We start from the raw sequence: 19,340 nt of genomic DNA on the forward strand, positions 1-19,340 counted from the left end.
CAGCGGGGACGGGCCATGGTCGTGAGCAACGGCCCAGGCGATGATCCGTTCATTCCGCCCGTGCCGCGTCAGGCGGCCTCGTCGCGGTCGAGGCCCTTGGGCGTCACGAACCGTTCGAGCCGGCCCTTGCCGGGACGGAAATCCGTCCAGGCATCGCCCTCGATATCGATCACGGCAAGGGCCGCGGTGGGGAATTCCACGGAGAGCCGCCCCCTCGCCTCTCGCGGACCATCGCCGACGAGATCGAGGGCGATGTCCTGCAGGCCGGGATTGTGCCCGATCATCAGCAGGGTCCGGATTTCGGCGGGCGTCGCGCGGATGACCTTGAGCAACGCGCTGTCCGGCGCTTCGTAGATCGCATCGACGATCTCGATCTCGGGGTTGCCGAGGGCCGCGGACATGCCGTCCCAGGTCGACCGTGTCCTGAGCGAGGGCGAGACCACGATCCTCTCAGGCAGCAGGTCCTGCGCCGCGAGATAGGCCCCCATCTGCGGCGCGGCCTTGAAGCCGCGCGGGTTCAACGGACGGTCGATATCGCGCACGCCCGGCGAACGGTCGGATTTGGCGTGGCGCAGGAGCATCAGGCGGCGCATGGACAAAGAACCTTATTACTGGAAGCCGACGACGGGATGCGGGGTGTAGAGCGCTTCGAGGGCGGCGATCTCGTCGGCATCCAGCGCCAGATCGAGGGCGGCCACGGCATCGGTCAGGTGGGTGGGTTTCGACGCCCCGATGATCGGCGCGGTGACGATGGGCTTCTGAATCACCCAGGCCAGGGCCACCTGCGCCCGCGACACGCCGCGGGCTTGCGCGATCTCCGCCACCTTGCCGACGATGGCCCGGTCCGCCTCCTCGGCAGAGGCGTAGAGCCGCTTGCCGACCTCGTCGGAATCCTGGCGCGCGCTGCGCTCGTCCCAGTCGCGGGTCAGGCGGCCGCGGGCCAGCGGGCTCCAGGGCAGGACGCCGATGCCCTGGTCGGCGCAGAGCGGCAGCATCTCCCGCTCCTCCTCGCGGTGGAGGAGGTTGTAATGGTCCTGCATCGTCGCGAACCGGGTCCAGCCGTGGAGATCGGCGGTGAACAGGGCCTTGGCGAATTGCCAGGCGTACATTGAGGACGCGCCGATAGTGCGGGCCTTGCCGGCCTTCACCACGTCGTGCAGGGCCTCCATCGTCACCTCGATGGGCGTGCCGTAATCCCAGCGATGGATCTGGAAGAGATCGACATGGTCGGTGCCGAGGCGCTTCAGGCTGGCATCGATGGAGGCGAAGATCGCCTTGCGCGAGAGGCCGCCGGCATTGGGCTGGTCTTTCAGCGGATAATAGCATTTCGTCGCGAGCACGATGCTGTCGCGGTCGGCGAACTCCTTGAGGGCGCGCCCGACGATTTCCTCGCTGGTGCCGTCGGAATAATAGTTCGCCGTGTCGAAGAAGTTGATGCCGAGTTCGATCGCCTGCCGGATGAGCGGGCGGCTCTCTTCCTCGGGCATGGTCCAGGGATGGGGGCCGCGCTCGGGAATGCCGTAGGTCATGCAGCCGAGGCAGAGCGGCGACACGTCGAGGCCGGTCCGGCCGAGCTTTTTCAGTTTCATGGACAATCCTCCGATGACGTGTCGGCCCTATCCGGGCCTACCTGCGCTCAACCCCAAGGCCCGGTCGCGATGGCGACGCCCTGTTTCCTATCCCCGCGTCATCCTGGTGCCGCGTAGCGGAGCCCAGGATCGAGAAACTTAGGTCTGGCCCGTTCCTGGCATCGTCACGGCTCTGGATCCCAGGCTCGCCTCCGGCGCCCCGGGATGACGGCGCGGCTCGATACCCGCCCGCTTCAGCCCCCTCTTCCCTCGCGCCGCATCATGAAGGCCAGCTTCTCGAACAGGCTGACATCCTGCTCGTTCTTCAGGAGTGCGCCGTGGAGCGGCGGGATCAGCTTGCGGCCATCGCGCTCGCGCAGGGTCTCGGGGGAGACATCCTCCGAGACGAGGAGCTTGAGCCAATCCAGCAATTCCGACGTGGACGGCTTCTTCTTCAGGCCCGGCACCTCCCGCGTCTCGAGGAAGACCCGCAGGGCCTCCTCCACGAGGCGGTGCTTGATGCCGGGGTAATGCACCTCGACGATGGCCTTCAGCGTCTCGGCGTCGGGAAACTTGATGTAGTGGAAGAAGCAGCGGCGCAGGAACGCGTCCGGCAATTCCTTCTCGTTGTTCGAGGTGATGATGACGATGGGGCGGCGCTCGGCGCGGATCGTCTCGCCGGTCTCGTAGACGTGGAACTCCATCCGGTCGAGTTCGGTCAGCAGGTCGTTGGGGAACTCGATATCGGCCTTGTCGATCTCGTCGATCAGGAGAACCGGACGCTCGGGATGGGTGAACGCCTCCCACAGCTTGCCGCGGCGGATGTAATTGCCGATCTCCGACACGCGCGGATCGCCGAGCTGGCTGTCGCGCAGGCGCGAGACCGCGTCGTACTCGTAGAGACCCTGCTGCGCCTTGGTGGTGGATTTGACGTTCCAGGTGAGGAGCGGCGCACCGAGCCCCTTGGCGATCTCCTCCGCCAGCACGGTCTTGCCGGTGCCGGGCTCACCCTTCACCAGAAGCGGCCGTTCCAGCACGATGGCCGCGTTGACGGCGGTGGTGAGATCCGAGGTGGCGACGTAATCGGCGGTGCCGGTAAAGCGCATGAGGCGTCGGCTTTCTGGAAAAGGCTCTGTGACCGGTAAGCCTGGCGAGAGCGAAGGTACAAATCATCATCGGATCGACCGATGCGACGCGGATGAGCCGTTTGGCCCGACACCCCTCTGTCAGGCCGATTTTCGTGGGCGCCCGCCTTTTGCGCCGTTGGCCCGGGCGGCAGCGGCCTTGGCCAGGGAGGTCGAACGACCGGCATGGGAAGCGAGGTAGGATCTCGTCCCGAAGATCCCCGCCACAAGTCCCGGAACAGAGATGTCGATATCCAGCCTATCCCAGCGGAGGCCGTATCCCGCTCCCAGGACCTCGATCTCGGCGATGGTCGCATCGTCCGCTTCTGCCAGCCCTTGGACGAGATGAGGCGGGAAAGCAAAGGTACAGCCATTCGTCAAAGCCAGGACCACGTGCCCGCGCTCGCGATCGTAATGCGCGGATGCAGCCCGTGGCTCGGTCGATTGTGCGAGACGGCCCCGCTCCAGGGCGGCATCGACCGCATCGTCGGTCAGCTCAACCATGGATCTCCTTCCCCCGAATGAGAAACACGTCACGATGCTCCAGGACCAGTTTCATCGCCTTGCGGATTTCGCTTCGGGTCATCCCCTCGGCGGAAACCAGGGCTGGCTCAGGCACGGGGTTGATCTTGGCATGCCCGTCTCCGAAGACGTGAACGTGGGCCGGTTCATGGTCATCGACGAAAATGATCACGCGCAATCCACCCGAGCGAAGAACCGTGACCATCGATAACCCATCCGGATGGGTTATCGATCTAGCAGGCCGTTCTCGCTCCGTAAAGCGCCCTAAGTTCAGAGCGACTTCCCGTCGCTCCACACGCAGTTCGAGGCCAGGATCGCGAGGTTCACGTCGGATTTCTGCGGTTGCGGCAGAACCTTGCCGTCCATGGCGAGATCGATCTTCATCTCGACCTGGCCCTTGGCCTCGTTGGTCCGGCGGGAGAAGTAGCAATATTGCTGGAACGGCACCTCCTCGTTGGCGCGGAAGTTCCAGCCGGTGACGATCTGGCCGTCCATGTAGGGCACCTGCTTGAACACGGTGAAGGTGGTGTTCACCGTGGCCTTCGAGGCGGGCGCCGCGTCCTTGCCGAGCTGGGCCTGGGTCGGCGACGGGGAGGAGCGGACGGGGCCGCCCTCCAGCTTCAGGACGTTGTCGGTGAGGGTCACCTCGCCCTTGGTCTTCAAGGTCACGTCCGCCAGCGCCGTCTGCATGGCGGCGGCGATCTTCTCGGCGGCCGAGTCAAACTGGTTCATGTAGGCGTAGCCGTAGGACGCCGCGCCGATGCCGATGCCGGCAAGCGCTGCGAAGACTCCCGCCCCACTCGCCCGGAACAGGAAGGCGCGCGCGGCGATGATCCGCGCCTCGGCCCGAAGGCGGCCGTTGACGCTTTGGGCGAGAACCACGTTCTCTGGCGTTCCCGATGCGTGGATGCTCATGCGCCGGCTCCCGCGCTGGCCACCGGCGGCAAGTTGGTCGTGTTGGTATTGTTGGTGCTGGGCGCGGTGCGGCGATCCATCGGGATCACCTCGCCGGTGGGCGTCACGTCACGCACGGGCTTGGGTGGTGCCAGCCCCATCTCCTGGCGCAGGGATTCGGTGATCGAGTCGAGCATGTAGGGCGTCGCCTCGAGGTTCACGGCCGCGCCGAGATCGTCCTCGTCCATGAAGGTCTTGCGCACCGAGACGGCGCAGAGCGCCAGGATGGTGGAGGCGAAGGCGGCGCAGAGGGCCGGCACGAACACGAAGATGCGCAGGAAGGCGTGGACCTGCGCGTCGGTCACGTCGATCGGGTCGACGCCGTAGACCATGGCGGTGAAGGAGTGGAGCTGCGAGCGGTTCACCGAGTTCCGGTAGGCCTGCTCGGCATCGGCGACCTTGCGCTCGGCCGCGCCGCGATCGAGCTCGGCCCGGGCCTTGCGCGCCTCCTCCAGGGACTTCGTCACCACCGCCCTGTCGGCGCCGGCCTTGCCGACGCTGGCATTCAGGGTCGCCGTGCGCGGATCGGTGACGCATTTCAGGTTGGAATAGCGCTGGCCCTTGCTGTTGGTGCCGGAGACGCGCTCGCAGCGCTGGGCCGGCAGGGCCGAGAGCTGGCTCGCATTCTCGGCGGCACGCTTCTCGATCTGGTCGAGCTCCGTCGTGTACTGGGCCACGCGGGCATCGGCGGAGGCGATCCGGCCGTCGATGGTCGAGCGGTCGGCCTGCGCGTCCTTGAGGGCGGTCTTGGCCTTGGCCGCATCCATCAGGCGCGGGTGGAACATCATCTCGCCGAGCTGCGACACCGACTTCGTCGTGACGCCGGCGGCGAAGATGATCCCGACGATGGCGAGCGCCCGGATGAAGTAGGAACGCTGGGTTCGCGCCAGGATGCCCAGGGGCACGCGGCAGAGCTCCACCGCCGCGTAGACCAGCGGCGCCAGCAGCATGAAGTAGAAGGCCTTGTCATCCCCGTCGCTGTAGACCCCGGCGAACAGCCAGGCGCCCCAGAGCGAGGCGCCGATGACCATGAACTCGACGAGATAGGCGATTGCGACATAGCCCCACTTGATCCGGTAGCCCTTCTCCAAGTGACGCTCGTGGGTCCAGCGTTCGGATTCGCGGATCCAGTCGCGGCGCTCGCGCTGAACATCCCGGTTGGGGGCCGACTTTCGCATGAGGCACTCGTGTCTTCAAAAAAACGCGACGAACGAAGAGAGGCAGGACGAAAGCCGGGTCTTAACGGATCGTTAAATTCGGCCTTATGCGGTCATTGTGCCGTTTTTGCGCCAACCTCCACCGCGCTGCAAAACCCGAGCCCTGAAACTTCGCCGCCCACGTGCATGGCTCGCTCGCCGTGGCGATGAAATCCGCATGGGCCGGAAGATTGCAGGTTGCCCGGGCGCCATAGGGGCTTGCATGGTCTTCCCGCCGGCGGCGAGCCCATCACGGTCCCGTGGCCGGAGTTCCCTGTGCAGAACGTCGGCGGGGTCCTGACGGCGGGCCTTCGCGCGCACCATTCTCGGGAGACCGCTGAGCTCGATGACGGACTTTCACGCCGGATCCTACAAGGAAGCGATCATCTTTCTCGTCACCGCGGGCGTGGTGGTGCCGCTGTTCCATCGGCTGCGGATCAGTCCGGTGCTGGGCTTCATCGGCGCGGGCGCGCTTCTCGGCCCCTTCGGCCTCGGACGCCTCGCCGATACGATCCCCTGGCTTTCGATCTTCACCATCGGCAACCGGTCCGAGATCGCGCATCTGGCCGAGTTCGGCGTGATCTTCCTGATGTTCATGATCGGCGTCGAGCTGTCCTGGGAGAGGCTCCGCACCCTGCGCCGCCTCGTCTTCGGGCTCGGCTCAGCCCAGGTGCTCGCCTCCTCCCTCGTCATCGGCATCATCCTGTTCGCCCTCGAAGTGCCGCTGGCCGCCTCCGTCATCGTCGGCCTCGCGCTTGCCCTGTCCTCCACCGCCGTGGTCCTGCCGGTCCTGGCCGAGCAGAAGCGCCTGAACACGCCCTCGGGCCGCGCCAGCTTCGCCGTGCTGCTGTTCCAGGATCTCGCCGTTGCGCCGATGCTGTTCGCCATCGCCGTCCTCGGCCGCAGCGACGGGGCGGATGTGGGAAGCGCCCTCGCCCTGGCGCTCGGACAAGCGGCCATCGCCCTCGTCCTCATCGTGGTCGCCGGCCGCCTCGCCCTGCGCCCCCTGTTCCAGCTCGTCGCCCGGACCCGCTCGCCGGAGCTGTTCATGGCCGCCTGCCTCCTCGTCATCGTGGCAACCGCCCTGACGGCGGCGGCGAGCGGCCTCTCGATGACCCTCGGCGCCTTCGTCGCGGGCCTGCTCCTGGCGGAGACCGAGTATCGCCGGGCGATCGAGGCGACGATCGACCCGTTCAAGGGCCTTCTGCTCGGGGTCTTCTTCGTGTCGGTGGGCATGAACCTCGATCCGGCCCAGCTGATGGCGGCGCCGAAGACCATCCTCGGCCTGTCCATCGGGCTGATCCTGATCAAGGGCGCGGTGATCCTCGTCGCGGCGCGGTTCCTCCGCATCCCGCGCGGCGTCGCGCTGGAGGCGGCGCTCCTCCTCGGCCCCGGCGGCGAATTCGCCTTCGTCCTCATCGGCGGCGCCATTGCGGGCGGCCTCGTGCCGGATGGTCTCGGCCAGGCGGCGCTGATCGTCACCACGGTGACGATGATCGCGATTCCGGGGCTGGCGAGCCTGGCCCGGCGCCTCGGCAAGCGGATGTCGCGCACCAATCTCGGCCGCGCCCGCGCCGAGCCGGTGCCGGACAAGCAGCAGAACCGCGTCATCATCGCCGGCTACGGCCGGGTCGGACGCCAAGTCGGCGAGATGCTGGCCCGCCACAAGATCCCGTATCTCGCCCTCGATGCCGACGCGGCCCGCGTCTCGGAGCATCGCCGCCTCGGCAACCCGGTCTATTTCGGCGATTCCTCCAATCCGGAGCTGCTGCGGCGCTGCGACATCGCCAATGCCCGCGCCCTCGTCGTCACTCTCGACAATCCCCGCGCCGTGGAGGCCGTGGTGGAAGCGGCGCGCGCGGAGCGCCGCGACATCACCATCGTCGCCCGCGCCCGCGACGCCCGCCACGCCACGGCGCTCTATGAGATGGGCGTCGACGACGCCGTGCCGGAAACGATCGAGGCCTCCCTGCAGCTCTCGGAGGCCGTGCTGGTGGATGTGGGCGTCCCCATGGGCCTCGTCATCGCCTCGATCCACGAGCGGCGCGACGAGTACCGCTCGATGCTCAAGCGCAAGGAGACCGAGGTGAGGCCGGCCTTCCGTGCGCGCCGCACCGTGGGCAAGAACGTCGAGGCGGGGAAGGCGACGGAGACCCGCGAAGCACCACTGAAAGACGAGCAGCCCGCGAAGAGCGCCTGACCGGTCCGGTATTGCGTCTTCTTCCGTACAGAGTGGCGCGGCGGCCTTGTCGGAGAAGTGGATAACTCGGAAGAGCACCTGAATTCAGGCGCATCGACCAACGAATGCTATTGCGGGCGTCGGAACGCGGGATAGTTTTAGGATAGTGTCGTGTTCAACGACATGACGTCGACTGGACGGTGCTTGGCCGCCGATCACGGGATGGCATGGCGGCTGACGCTGAGCCGACGGGGTTAGAACAGGCGGCCCTGGCCGCGTTCGGGCATGGTCGGGGTCGGCTTGTCCCCCGGCGATGCGGGCGCGGGATCTGCGGTCTTGGCGCGGGCGGGCGCACGGGCCTTGGGCTCCGATCCCGGTGAGAAACTACAGCGATAGATGATCTCGTCGGGAGGTCCGACGCCGGTATTGAGGGGCACGGCCACGGTGTCGCCGGAATAGCGCCAGTTCCGCGTGCCCTTGTCCCAATAGAGCCAGACCGTCGTCGGATGGCCCTTAATGGCGAAGACCGCCGCCTTCTTCGAGATCGCCTGGACGGTGCGCGGCTCGTACATGCCCTTCTGGCGATAGGCTTCCTGAAACGAGGCGGGCTGGCGCTCGATGAAGGTGTTCCGCACGATCTGAATCGTCGCGCCCGGCTTCGCCAGAAACCGCTTGAAATCACTCAAGGAGCGCAAGACGAGCGCCATAACGTCCACCCTTACTCTGCCAAATACCCCGGCCCTGACTTGACGTTCACTCTGTCTCCCAGCTGTTTGATTTCAATGACAATGTTGAAGGTGCCAAGAACACGCTTGGCCGTGATATCAACAGAAAACCGGACTTATACCCAGCTTCGTCGGCGCCGAAGACGGAAAGCAGGCCGCATGTCTCACTGAGTTCAGGATTATTCCCGTTATCCGGCTCACGAGTTCGGCGTCGCTCGCCGACATTTCCGGTGGGCATAACCGGTGCACGGACACCCTTGACCCGGACGCCCGGTTCGCGCGTTCTCTGCCTCATGCTGCTGCACTTCTTCACGGCCCTGCGCGACGCCAAGATCCCCGTCACGCTCCGGGAACACCTCACGCTGCTGGAGGCCCTGGACCGCGATCTGGCGGACAAGCGCGTCGAGGAGTTCTATCTCCTCGCCCGCACCGCCCTGGTGAAGGACGAGCGCCATCTCGACCGGTTCGACCGGGTGTTCGGCACCGTGTTCCAGGGGATCGAGACCCTCGGCGAGGCGGCGGAGCCCACGGCGATTCCCGAGGAATGGCTGCGCAAGCTCGCCGAGAAGTATCTCACCGATGCCGAGAAAGCGGAGCTGAAGGCGCTCGGATGGGACAAGCTGTTCGAAACGCTGAAACAGCGGCTCGCCGAGCAGAAGGAACGCCACCAGGGCGGCAACAAGTGGATCGGCACCGGCGGCACCTCCCCGTTCGGCGCCTACGGCTACAACCCCGAAGGCATCCGCATCGGCCAGGACGGCAACCGGAACTTTCGCGCGGTGAAGGTCTGGGACAAGCGCGAGTTCAGGGATCTCGACGACGGCGTCGAACTCGGCACGCGCAACATGCGGGTCGCCCTCCGGCGCCTGCGGCGCTTCGCCCGCACCGGCGCGGCCGACGAACTCGATCTCGACGGGACCATCCGCGAGACCGCCAGCAAGGGCTATCTCGACGTGAAGCTGCGCCCGGAGCGTCGCAACGCCGTGAAGGTCCTACTCTTCCTCGATGTCGGCGGCTCGATGGACTGGCACGTGGCGCTCGCGGAAGAGCTGTTCTCGGCGGCCCGCGCCGAGTTCAAGTATGTGGAGCATTTCTACTTCCACAACTGCCCTTACGAGCGTGTCTGGAAGGAGAACCGCCGGCGCCACGACGAGGCGATCCCGCTCCTCGACGTGCTGCGCACCTATCCGTCGGATTACCGGGTCGTCTTCGTCGGCGACGCCTCCATGAGCCCCTACGAGATCGCCATGCAGGGCGGCTCGGTGGAGCATTGGAACGAGGAGCCGGGCCAGGTCTGGCTGGAGCGGGTGCTCGAACGGTTTCCGAAATCGGTCTGGCTCAACCCGGTTCCCGCCGAGCACTGGGCCTATACCCAATCGATCGGCATGATCCGCAGGATCGTATCGGACAGGATGTTCCCGCTGAACATCGAGGGGATCGACGGAGCCATGCGGGCGCTGGTGAGATGACGGGCGACAGGCTGCCCGCCGGCGGGTTCAGCCCCCTCGTGCCGGAACTCGACGTTCACGACCTGTCCGCCTCCCTCGCCTTCTGGTGCGGGCCCCTCGGATTCTCGGTCGCCTATGCCCGGCCGGAAAACGGCTTCGCCTATCTCGAGCGGGGCAGAGCGCAGATCATGCTCAACGCTATCAACGGGAACTGGCGGACGGGTGCCCTCGAACCGCCGCTCGGTCGCGGGATCAACCTTCAGATCGCGGTCGAGGCCGTCGATCCGATCCTGACGTCCCTCGATGCCGCGTCCTGGCCCCTGTTCCGGCCCGCCCACGAGGCCTGGTACCGGGTCGGGGAGATGGAAGTCGGCGTCCGCCAGGTCCTGGTCCAGGATCCCGACGGGTACCTGCTGCGCTTCGCTGAGGATCTGGGGCGACGCCCGCTCAACCCTGGCGGGCAGGCGTGACGACCTTGAGGCCGTCGAGTTCGGGCTTGATCCGGATCTGGCAGCACAGGCGCGAGGTGGCACGCACGTCGGACGCGAAATCGAGCATGTCCTGCTCCATCGGTTCTGCCGGTCCGACCGCATCGACCCATTCGGAATCCACATAGACGTGGCAGGTGGCGCAGGCGCAGGCGCCGCCGCATTCGGCGTCGATCCCCGGTACGTTGTTGCGGATCGCCGCTTCCATGACGGTCGATCCTACGTCGGCTTCCACGGTCCTGGCCGTTCCAGCATGGTCGACGTAGGTGATCTTGGGCATCGAAGACTCCAGGCTCGTACAACGCGTCTGCGGCCGGTTGTGCGGCGCGACTGCCTTGAAGGCGCGGCCCGGTGAATGCAAGCGGCACCGGCCTCATCGCCCCACATTCCTGCGCTTACGTCGCAGACGCCGTCCCGTTCCGTCCATTCGGCCGAGATCAGGCAGGTGCGTCGATTTCCGCCAGGGTCGCCTCCACCGCATCGGTCAGCGCGGCATAGGCCGGGGCCGGCACGCCGCCCCCCCGCCGCAGGCCATCCTCGATGGCGGCGCTGAGTTCGGCGACCCGCGCGGCGCCGACGCCGAGGGCGGAGCCCTTCAACGTGTGGGCGAGGTCGGCGCGATGCGGTTCATCGAGGCTCGGATCGGTGATCCCGGGCAGCAGCCGGCGGCATTGGCCGGCAAAGAGCACGAGCAGTTCGCGGGCGAGGTCGATGTCGCCGAAAGTCTGTTCGGCGAGGTAGGCGTGATCGATCAGACTGGTCACCCGTCGCCTTGCCTTAACCGAACCGGGCGTTTGAGCGCCCCTCCACCCGTCTATCCACAGGAGCGTCCGAGATCGTTCGCTTCCGTTTAAGCCTTGCGGCATCATGCATAACGCCGACGGAATGAAACCGGCCACACGCTTGGTAACCATTCCGTTAAGGTTTTTTGGACGGTTCGATCCACTCGGGTATCCGGGTCTCGTGCCGAGGTCTAAAGTTCCTTGGTAAATTGGTAAAAATGTCGTCGATCACCGGATGCGGCCGGCTTCGACGACCTGCGTAACGAGGCGTTGGATGGCCACGGAAAAGAAGCTCAAGGACCCGGCCGAGGCGGCTCTTTCCGCCATCGAGCAGGCCCTCAACCTGGACTTCCCCTCGACGCAGGCGGCGGAACCGCGCGTCGAGCCGCGGCTTCCGGATGTCGGCGACAACGATCCCTTGAGCGATCCCAGCGGCCGCCTCGCTCCCCCGCGCCTCGATCTCGACCAGCCCCTGGCCTCCGACCTTCCGCCGCCGGACCGCAACCGGCCGCGCCGCGAAGGAGGCCTGCTGCCGCCCGACCGCTCGATGGTGGCCAATGACGACCGCCAGAATATTGGCATCCTGCAGCAGACCCTGCGCGTGCGGCCGTCCGGCACGCCCTACATCGTCGCCGCCATCGTCTCCGCTGTCTGGTTCGCCGCCCTCCTCGCCCTGGCCTGGAACCAGTCGGGGGGCGAGCTGAAGGGCTTCATCGCCGGGATGACCGCGCTTCAGGCCGCCGTCGGCGCCACCGCCATCGTCGGTCCCATCGTCCTGTTCGCGATCATGGCGATGCTCGCCGTCCGCGCCCAGGAGATGCGTCTCGTGGCCCGCGCCGTCGGCGAAGTGGCGATCCGCCTCGCCGAGCCGGAGAACTTCTCCACCGACGCCGTCCTCACCATGTCGCAGACGGTCCGGCGCGAGGTCGCGGCCGTGGGCGACGGCGTCGAGCGGGCCCTGGCCCGTGCCGGCGAGCTCGAGACCCTGGTTCGCGGCGAGATCGCCACCCTGGAGCGGGCCTATTCCGACAACGAGATCCGCATCCGCTCCCTCGTCGACGAACTCGTCGCCCAGCGCGAATCCATCGTCGCCAATGCCGAGCGCGTTCGCGGCGCGATCACCGGATCGCACCAGAACCTGACCCAGGAGCTCGACGGCGCGGCCGAGCGCATCGTCGCCGCCGTCACCGGTGCCGGCGACCGGGTGACCGGCGCCCTCGACGCCCGCGGGGAGGCCATCACCTCGGCGCTCGGCAACCGCGGCGATGCCATCACGGCCGCCCTCGGCGAGGCCGGGGACCGCGTGGTCGGGCTCGTGACCGACCGTGGCGACGATCTCGTCCAGCGCCTCGCCAGCACCAGCGAAGGCGTCCGCAGCAGCCTCACCGAAGTCGGCAACACCCTGACGCAGTCGCTGGAGAGCCGGGCGGCGGACGTCACCCTCGCCTTCGAGCGCACCGGTGGCATGCTCACCGCGACGCTGGCCGACAATGCCGGCCAGGTCGCCCGCACGCTGGCCCAGACCGGCATGGAGGTGATCGAGAGCCTGAACCGCCAGGGCAGCGAGGTCCGCCAGACCTTCGAGGAATCCGCGCGCGGGCTCGAGAACACCTTCCTCGCCCGGGGCACCGAACTCACCACGAACTTCTCGCATACCGGAGGCGAGATCACCGCCCGGTTCGCCGAGACCGGCACGGCGCTGCGCGAGCATTTCGCCGCCACCGGCGCCACGCTCACCGATGACATCGCCGCTCGCGGCGCCGCCCTGCGCGCCGAGATCGAGGCCGCCGGCAGCGGCGTGTCCGAGGCGATCGAGATCCGCACCCGCGAGGCGCAGGCCGGTCTCGCCCAGGCCTCCGAGGGGATCGTCGAGACCTTCGCCGCACGGACCGGCGCCCTGCGCGACGACCTCGTCCGCTCCATCGAGACCGCCGGCAGCGGCATCGACGAGCGCGCCGGCCATCTGGCCGAACGCATCGATACGGTGGCCACCCGCCTGCACGAGACCCTCACCGTCCAGGGCGGTTCGCTGGAGAGCAACCTCGCTTCCGCCGGGGAGCGGATGGGAGACCTCGTCACCCAGCGCGCCGAGGAAGCCGCGCGGGCGATGGATGCGGCCCTGGCCGCCCTCGGTACCCATTTCGAGACCCGGGCCATGGGCACGGTGGAGAATCTCCGGGGCACCGTGGCGGGGCTCAACGGCGAGATCGACGCCCGGTCGGCCGAGGCCGCGACCGCTCTGCGCAACAGCGCCGAGGATACGGCCTCCGTCGTCAACACCAGCATCCGCCGCCTCAACAAGGCCGGCGAGCAGGTCGGCGGCCTCGTCACCCAGCGCGTCGAGGACGCGACCCTCACCCTGACCGGCGCCTTCGGCGTTCTCGGCAGCACCTTCGATTCCCAGTCGGGCAGCGCGATCGAGAGCCTGCGTGCCGTCCTCGACACCCTCGGCAACGAGATCGGTTCGCGCACCAGCGAAGCCGCCGACATCTTCCGCCGCAGCGCGGAAGAGACCACCGTGGCCCTCGGTGCCAGCACGGCGGAAGCCGCCCAAGCCCTGCGGCGCTCCTCGGCGAGCGCGACCGGCGAACTCGAAGCACGGACCGTGGAGGCGGTGCAGATCTTCGAACAGCGCCTGTCCGCCACGTCGGCCGAACTCGCCGCCCGCACGGCGGAAGCCGCACAGCTCCTGCAGCAGGCCGCCAGCGGTCTCAGCGGCGAAGTGGGAGGACGCGCGCAGGACGCGATGGAGGCCCTGCGCCGCACCCTCACCGAGATCGACGAGACCCTGCTCCACCGCGCCACCGAGGCGACGGGCTCCATCGCCCGCGCGGCCGAGAATGTCGGCGGCGAACTCGCCGCCCGGATCAAGGATGTCGAGGCCTCCTTCGGCACGCATAGCCGTGGCCTCACCGACCTCATCGCCACCCATGCCGAGGAGGCCCACGGCCAGCTCACCAATACCGGCCGCGAGATCGTCCTGGCGGTCACCGCCCAGAGCACCCGCGTCAGCGACGCCCTCTCCCGGAGCGGCGCGAGCTTTGCCGACACGACCGAGAGCCGGGCGAAGGCCATCGACACCGTCCTCAATGACCGCCTCGCGGCCCTGCAGGAGACCATCGCCCGCGGCGATATTCTCGCCGACCGCATCGCCCGCGACACCTCCGCCCTCAGCGAGACCGTCACCGGCCAGCTGCAGGAGATGGACCGGGTCATCACGGTGCAGGGCAAGGCCGTGGCCGACACCATCGCCGAGCGCACCCGCGAAGCCCGCGAGACCGTGGAGAGCCAGCTCGGCGCCCTCGAGGAGCGCTCGGTGAAGCGCTCCGCCGAGATCGGCGAGACCTTCACCCATCTGGTGAACCAGATTGACGGGCAGCTCGGCTCCCGCGCCACCGCCCTCAACGAGGCCCTGATCCTGCGCACCGGCGAGATGGCGCGGATCATGGTCGAAGGCAGCCGCGACCTCGTGCAGACCCTCGATGCCCGCGCCGACGGCATGGCGCAGGACATCGCCGCCCGCAGCCTGGCCCTGGGCGACACGCTGGGCAGCCGCTCCACCGAGATCGCCGCGCGCTTCGAGCAGCAGGCCGGCGACCTGTCCCGCCGGATCGACGAGGGCGTCGGCCGCTTCGACACCAGCGTGATCGGACGCCTTGATGCCATCGCGGCCGCACTGGAAGAGCGCAGCCGCCTGATCGACGAGACCTTCGGCTCACAGGCCTTCGAGGCGATCCGCCTCATCGAGAGCCGCACCCGCGCCGTGGACGAGGATCTCGCCAACCGGACCCGCGAACTCGTCGAGATGATCGAGAGCCGGACGGGCCATGCCAACGAGGCCCTGGCCGGACAGGCGGAGGCGATCCGCTCCTCGTTCTCGCACCGTGCGGAGGCCCTGGCCGCGCTCATCGACGAGCGCACGGCCGCCATGGGCCAGGAGCTCGACGAGAAGGGGCGCGTCGTGTTCGGCGCCCTCGGCACCCGCATCACCGAGCTGGCGCAGCTGTTCGATCGCGGCGGTTCCTCCCTGGCTGAGCTTCTCGAACAGCGCGGCGACACCATCATCGCCCGCCTGCGCGATGTCGTCACCGACGCCGACCGTCTGCTCAGCGAGGGCGAGGGCCGCCTCGGCTCCACCCTGCAGACGCGGACCACCAATATCGGCAGCCTCCTCGACGAGGGCGTGCGCACCGTCCACCAGCTCCTCGACAACCGGACCAACGAGATCCGGACCATGCTGGACGATCACTCGCAGGTTCTCACCAGCAGCCTCGACGACCGGTTGGCCCCCCTGCACGATTCGCTCGGCCAGCACGGCCGGACCTTCGTCGACACGATCGAGGCCAGCCTCGGCGGCGCGGCCGGTGCGGTGGAAGCCCGCACCCGCGACCTCGTCGCGCTGTTCGACCAGCGCATCGGAGCCCTGGACGAACTCGTGGACGGTCGCGGCGCCAGGATCGCGGAATCGGTGGAAGCCCGCACTCACGGGCTGCGGACCTTGTTCGACGACGTCCTCACCGCCCTCGACGGCCTGGTGGACAGCCGCGCCGAAGCCCTCACCGACCGGGTCGATGCCCGCACCCATGCCTTGAGCGCCCTGTTCGACGAGCGCCTGCGGGCGATCGACCATCTCATCGAGAACCGCGCGGCCGAACTCGTCCACACCCTCGACACCAAGGGCACCGCCCTGACCCAAACCGTCGACGACCGCACCCAGGCGATGGGCGCGCTGTTCGACGACCGCATGCAGGCCCTCGATACCCTTGTGGCGGACCGTTCGGCCGACTTCGTCCGGACCCTCGACACCAAGGGCTCCGTCCTGACCCACTCGGTCGATGCGGGCACGGCCATGATGAGCACGCTGTTCGACGAGCGCCTGCGCGCCCTCGATCAGCTGGTGGAGAGCCGCACGGCGGACCTCATTCACACGGTGGACGAGCGCGGCGGCAACCTCACCCGGAACCTCGACGACCGCACCGGTTCGCTCCGCGCGCTCTTCGACGAGCGCTTCCATGAGCTCGCCGCCCTGGTCGAGACCCGGACGGCCGAGTTCGCCCATACCGTGGACGACCGTGGCGGCAGCCTGACCCGGTCCCTCGACGACCGGACCGGTTCGCTCCGCGCACTCTTCGACGAGCGCCTGCATGAGCTCAACGCCCTCGTCGAGACCCGGACGGCGGACTTTGCCCGGACCATGGAGATGCAGGGCAGCGCCCTGTACCGGTCCGTCGACGAGCGCACGGAATCCATGGGTGCGCTGTTCGATGAGCGCCTGCGCGCCCTCGACCACCTCGTGGACAACCGCGCGGCCGAGTTCGCTCGCACCATCGACGGCCACGGCACGTCGCTGACCCAGGCCGTCGAGGCCGGCGCCCAGTCCATCGGGACCGTCTTCGACGAACGCCTGCGCGCCCTCGATCTTCTCGTGGACAATCGATCGGCCGACCTCACCCAGACCATCGACAACCGTGGCGCGTCGCTGGGCCAGGCCGTCGAGGCCAGTGCCCAGTCGATCGGCAGCGTGTTCGACGAGCGCCTGCGCGCCCTCGCCGACCTCGTCGACAACCGGACGGCCCAGGTCACGCATGCCATCGACGGCCGCGGCACGTCGCTGAGCCAGGCCGTCGAGGCGATCGGCAGCGTGTTCGACGAGCGCCTGCGTGCCCTCGCCGACCTCGTCGACAACCGGACGACGGAGTTTACCCGCACCGTCGACGACCAGGGCCTGTCGCTGACCCAGTCGGTGGATACCCGCACGCAGGCCATCGCGGCCCTGTTCGACGAGTGCCTGCAGGCCCTTGAGCGGCTGGTGGACAGCCGTGCCACGGCGTTCGCCCAGACCATCGACAACCAGGGCGCCGCCCTGACCCAGGCGGTGGATGCCCGAAGCGAAGCCTTCACGAACCGGATCGACAGCCGGATGAAGGTCTTCGCCGCCCTCGTGGCGTCGCGCGGCGATGCCCTCGCCAACGCCTTCGACGACCGCCAGGACGCCTATGCCGCCCTGGTGGACGAGCACAGCGCCACGATGCTCGCCGCCTTCGACGAGCGCGTGGACCGTCACGCCGCCCTCGCCCAGGCCCATGCCGACGCCCTCGCCACGGCTCTGGACCAGCGCAACGAGGCGGTGGCCGCCCTCATCGACGGCCGCAACCAGGACATGATCGCCGGCTTCGACCGCCGCTCGACGGCCCTGGCCTCGCTGATCGAGGCTCGCGGGCAATCGCTGGCGCGCCGCCTCGCCGAGAGCGCGGAGACCATTACCCGCGCCATCGAGGAGCGCGGAGGCTCGATCGTGGAGACGATCGACGGTCGCGGAAACCATGTGGTCGAGGCGATGGCGAGCCATTCCGAGCGCCTTCGCGAGATCGTCGAAGGCCCGGCCTCCCGCCTCGTCGCCTCCCTGGGCGAGCGCAACCAGGAGATCGCCCGCATCCTCGACGAGAGCGGTACGCCCCTCGCCGAGACCCTGCGCGAGCGGGTCCGCGACCTCGCCGAACAGTCCGACGCGTCCAGGAACGCGCTGCTCGCCGCCATCGACGGCGGCGCCTCCCGCGCCCTGGCGAGCCTCGACGAGGCGAACGACCGACTTCGCAGCGAGCTCGGCGGCGTTCTGAACCGCGTCGAGGGCGCGAACTCGGCCCTGCGCGAGCTCATCACCGATGCCGGCGAGAATCTCGGCGCCATCGAGCAGGGCCTCTCGGGCCGGGTCGAGCAGGTGCAGGCGACGCTCTCCGCCATCGGCACAGAGACCGAGCGGGCCAGCCGGAGCGTGGCGGAACAGGTCGATCAGTTGAAGGCGGTCGCCGAGGGCGCCCTGCGCGACGCGGCCCACCTCGCCGCCTCGCTCGATGCCCGCGGCACCTCGCTCACCGAGATCTCCCGTGCCCATTCCGGCACGCTCACCAGCGCGGCGGGCTCGCTCGAGACCGTCGAGACGCGCCTGATCGATCTCCTCTCCAGCCGCGACAAGGCGGTGGAGGACGTGCTGACGCGCATCGAGGCGCGGTCCGGCGCCCTGGAGGAGCAGACCACGCGCTTCGACACGCTCATGGCCGAGACCCTTCGCTCCGCCGAGGAGCGGGCGCGCGGCATCGCCGGCAGCCTGTCCGAGGCGGCGCAGAGTGCGGGGGCCAGCGTGACCGGAGCCTTCGAGGGCCTGCGCAAGGATGCCGGCAGCGAAGGCGAGCGGACCGCCACCGCCGTCCGTGCGGCGATCTCCAGCGCGTCCGAGCAGATGATGACGGTGTTCGAGGGCGCCGCCGGCCGCTTCGGCGACTCGGTGGCGGGGATGCGCGAGATGGCGGCCGAGATCCGCCGCGAACTCGAAGCGACGCGGGCGGACCTGCAGCGCGGCGTTCTGGAAATTCCCCGCGAGACCCAGGATGCCACCAGCGAGATGCGTCGGGTCGTGTCCGACCAGATCAAGGCTCTGAACGAACTGTCCTCCCTCGTCTCACGCTCGCGCCGCAGCGTCGACGTGACCGAGGCGGCCGCCCCCGCCCCGCGCAAGGCGGAGGTCCAGCCCGCAAAGCAGCAGGACGTGCCGGTCTCGGAGCCGGCTCCGGCCAAGTCGAAGCAGAATGCGGCCAATCCGGTCGCGACGCCGGCGGCGACCAAGCCCGCCGAGCCGAAGGCCCGCGAGGACAAGGGGGCCGATCCGCGCCCGACCCAGCAGATGACCATCGTCTCCGCTCCGGCCGCAGCGGGCCGGGCCGGCAACCAGCCCGCCCTGCGTCCCGGTGAGACCGCGCGCGGCGCTGTCCCAGCTGGACGCGACGGACGCGACAATCGCGGCTGGCTCTCGGATCTGCTGACCCGCGCCTCCCTCGACGACGACACGGACGGCTCCGATCCGGCGAACGCCTCCCCTGCGACCGCCGGTCAGCCCAAACCCGCGAAATCCGGAGCCGCGAAAGGGGAGTCGGCCAAGGGAGCGGCCGGTGCCGAGCCGAACCAAGCCGCCGTCGAGCGGAGCCGCACCGCCCTGGAGACGATCTCCACCGACATCGCCAAGATGATCGAGCATCAGACGGCGGTGGAATTGTGGGAGCGCTACCGTCGCGGTGAGCCGAACCTGTTCGACCGCCGCCTCTACACGGCCCAGGGTCGCCAGACCTTCGAGGAGATCCGCCGGCGCTACGCTGCCGATGCCGAGTTCCGCCGGACGGTGGACCGCTATGTCGGCGAATTCGAGCGGCTGCTCGGCGAGGTCTCGAAGAATGACCGCGACTCGCGCCGCGCCGATGCCTATCTCACCTCCGAGACGGGCAAGGTCTACACGATGCTCGCCCATGCAAGCGGCCGCTTCGAAGGGGCCTGACATCCATCCTCGACGGGGCGGCATCGCCGCT

14 protein-coding genes are annotated in these 19,340 nt (G+C 68.4%); 4 read left to right on the forward strand and 10 right to left on the reverse strand.

Features of this window, described 5'->3' with window-relative positions; translation table 11 throughout:
* Positions 1 to 68 precede the first annotated feature (68 nt).
* The 7 genes from FPV16_RS06130 to FPV16_RS06160 form a co-directional block, all read right to left on the reverse strand.
* The gene (locus tag FPV16_RS06130; RefSeq protein WP_227437062.1) at positions 69 to 593 is read right to left on the reverse strand and encodes a SixA phosphatase family protein; all 525 of its coding nucleotides are present in this window, start codon (positions 591 to 593) and stop codon (positions 69 to 71) included.
* Between the two features lie 15 nt (positions 594 to 608).
* A complete protein-coding gene (locus FPV16_RS06135) occupies positions 609 to 1,589 on the reverse strand; it encodes an aldo/keto reductase (protein ID WP_227437064.1) in 981 nt (326 codons plus the stop codon).
* A 233-nt stretch (positions 1,590 to 1,822) separates the two neighbouring features.
* Positions 1,823 to 2,674, reverse strand: coding sequence for an AAA family ATPase (locus FPV16_RS06140; RefSeq protein WP_227437066.1), 852 nt, complete (start codon positions 2,672 to 2,674; stop codon positions 1,823 to 1,825).
* A 120-nt stretch (positions 2,675 to 2,794) separates the two neighbouring features.
* Positions 2,795 to 3,196 carry a DUF2442 domain-containing protein gene (locus FPV16_RS06145; protein ID WP_227437068.1) on the reverse strand — a complete coding sequence of 134 codons (402 nt, stop codon included), beginning with the start codon at positions 3,194 to 3,196 and terminating at the stop codon, positions 2,795 to 2,797.
* Complete coding sequence (locus tag FPV16_RS06150; RefSeq protein WP_227437070.1) at positions 3,189 to 3,419, reverse strand: DUF4160 domain-containing protein; 231 nt, start codon at positions 3,417 to 3,419, stop codon at positions 3,189 to 3,191. The genes FPV16_RS06145 and FPV16_RS06150 overlap by 8 nt, the downstream gene beginning before the upstream one ends.
* 65 nt (positions 3,420 to 3,484) lie before the next feature.
* A complete protein-coding gene (locus FPV16_RS06155) occupies positions 3,485 to 4,129 on the reverse strand; it encodes a hypothetical protein (protein ID WP_227437071.1) in 645 nt (214 codons plus the stop codon).
* Positions 4,126 to 5,346, reverse strand: a complete 1,221-nt coding sequence (locus FPV16_RS06160; protein WP_227437073.1) for an ATPase — start codon at positions 5,344 to 5,346, stop codon at positions 4,126 to 4,128. Before FPV16_RS06160 ends, FPV16_RS06155 begins: the two co-directional genes overlap by 4 nt.
* 364 nt (positions 5,347 to 5,710) lie before the next feature.
* Between FPV16_RS06160 and FPV16_RS06165 the strand changes: the two genes are divergently transcribed.
* A complete protein-coding gene (locus FPV16_RS06165; protein ID WP_227437076.1) occupies positions 5,711 to 7,564 on the forward strand; it encodes a cation:proton antiporter in 1,854 nt (617 codons plus the stop codon).
* 233 nt (positions 7,565 to 7,797) lie between these two features.
* Here FPV16_RS06165 and FPV16_RS06170 read toward each other — a convergent pair whose 3' ends face one another.
* Entirely contained in the window at positions 7,798 to 8,250 is a 453-nt protein-coding gene (locus FPV16_RS06170) for a hypothetical protein (RefSeq protein ID WP_227437078.1), read from the reverse strand.
* A 311-nt stretch (positions 8,251 to 8,561) separates the two neighbouring features.
* On the opposite strand from FPV16_RS06170, the gene FPV16_RS06175 reads away from it, so the two are divergent.
* Complete coding sequence (locus FPV16_RS06175; protein WP_227437247.1) at positions 8,562 to 9,737, forward strand: vWA domain-containing protein; 1,176 nt, start codon at positions 8,562 to 8,564, stop codon at positions 9,735 to 9,737.
* Entirely contained in the window at positions 9,734 to 10,186 is a 453-nt protein-coding gene (locus FPV16_RS06180; RefSeq protein ID WP_227437080.1) for a bleomycin resistance protein, read from the forward strand. The genes FPV16_RS06175 and FPV16_RS06180 overlap by 4 nt, the downstream gene beginning before the upstream one ends.
* Here FPV16_RS06180 and FPV16_RS06185 read toward each other — a convergent pair.
* Complete coding sequence (locus FPV16_RS06185; RefSeq protein ID WP_027170666.1) at positions 10,164 to 10,484, reverse strand: 2Fe-2S iron-sulfur cluster-binding protein; 321 nt, start codon at positions 10,482 to 10,484, stop codon at positions 10,164 to 10,166. The genes FPV16_RS06180 and FPV16_RS06185 overlap by 23 nt on opposite strands.
* A 157-nt stretch (positions 10,485 to 10,641) precedes the next feature.
* Complete coding sequence (locus FPV16_RS06190; RefSeq protein ID WP_227437082.1) at positions 10,642 to 10,968, reverse strand: Hpt domain-containing protein; 327 nt, start codon at positions 10,966 to 10,968, stop codon at positions 10,642 to 10,644.
* Positions 10,969 to 11,260: 292 nt separating this feature from the next.
* On the opposite strand from FPV16_RS06190, the gene FPV16_RS06195 reads away from it, so the two are divergent.
* A complete protein-coding gene (locus FPV16_RS06195; RefSeq protein ID WP_227437084.1) occupies positions 11,261 to 19,309 on the forward strand; it encodes a hypothetical protein in 8,049 nt (2,682 codons plus the stop codon).
* The last annotated feature ends 31 nt before the right edge of the window (positions 19,310 to 19,340 follow it).

It is taken from the genome of Methylobacterium sp. W2 (genome assembly GCF_020662345.1).
In the GTDB taxonomy this organism is placed as follows: domain Bacteria; phylum Pseudomonadota; class Alphaproteobacteria; order Rhizobiales; family Beijerinckiaceae; genus Methylobacterium.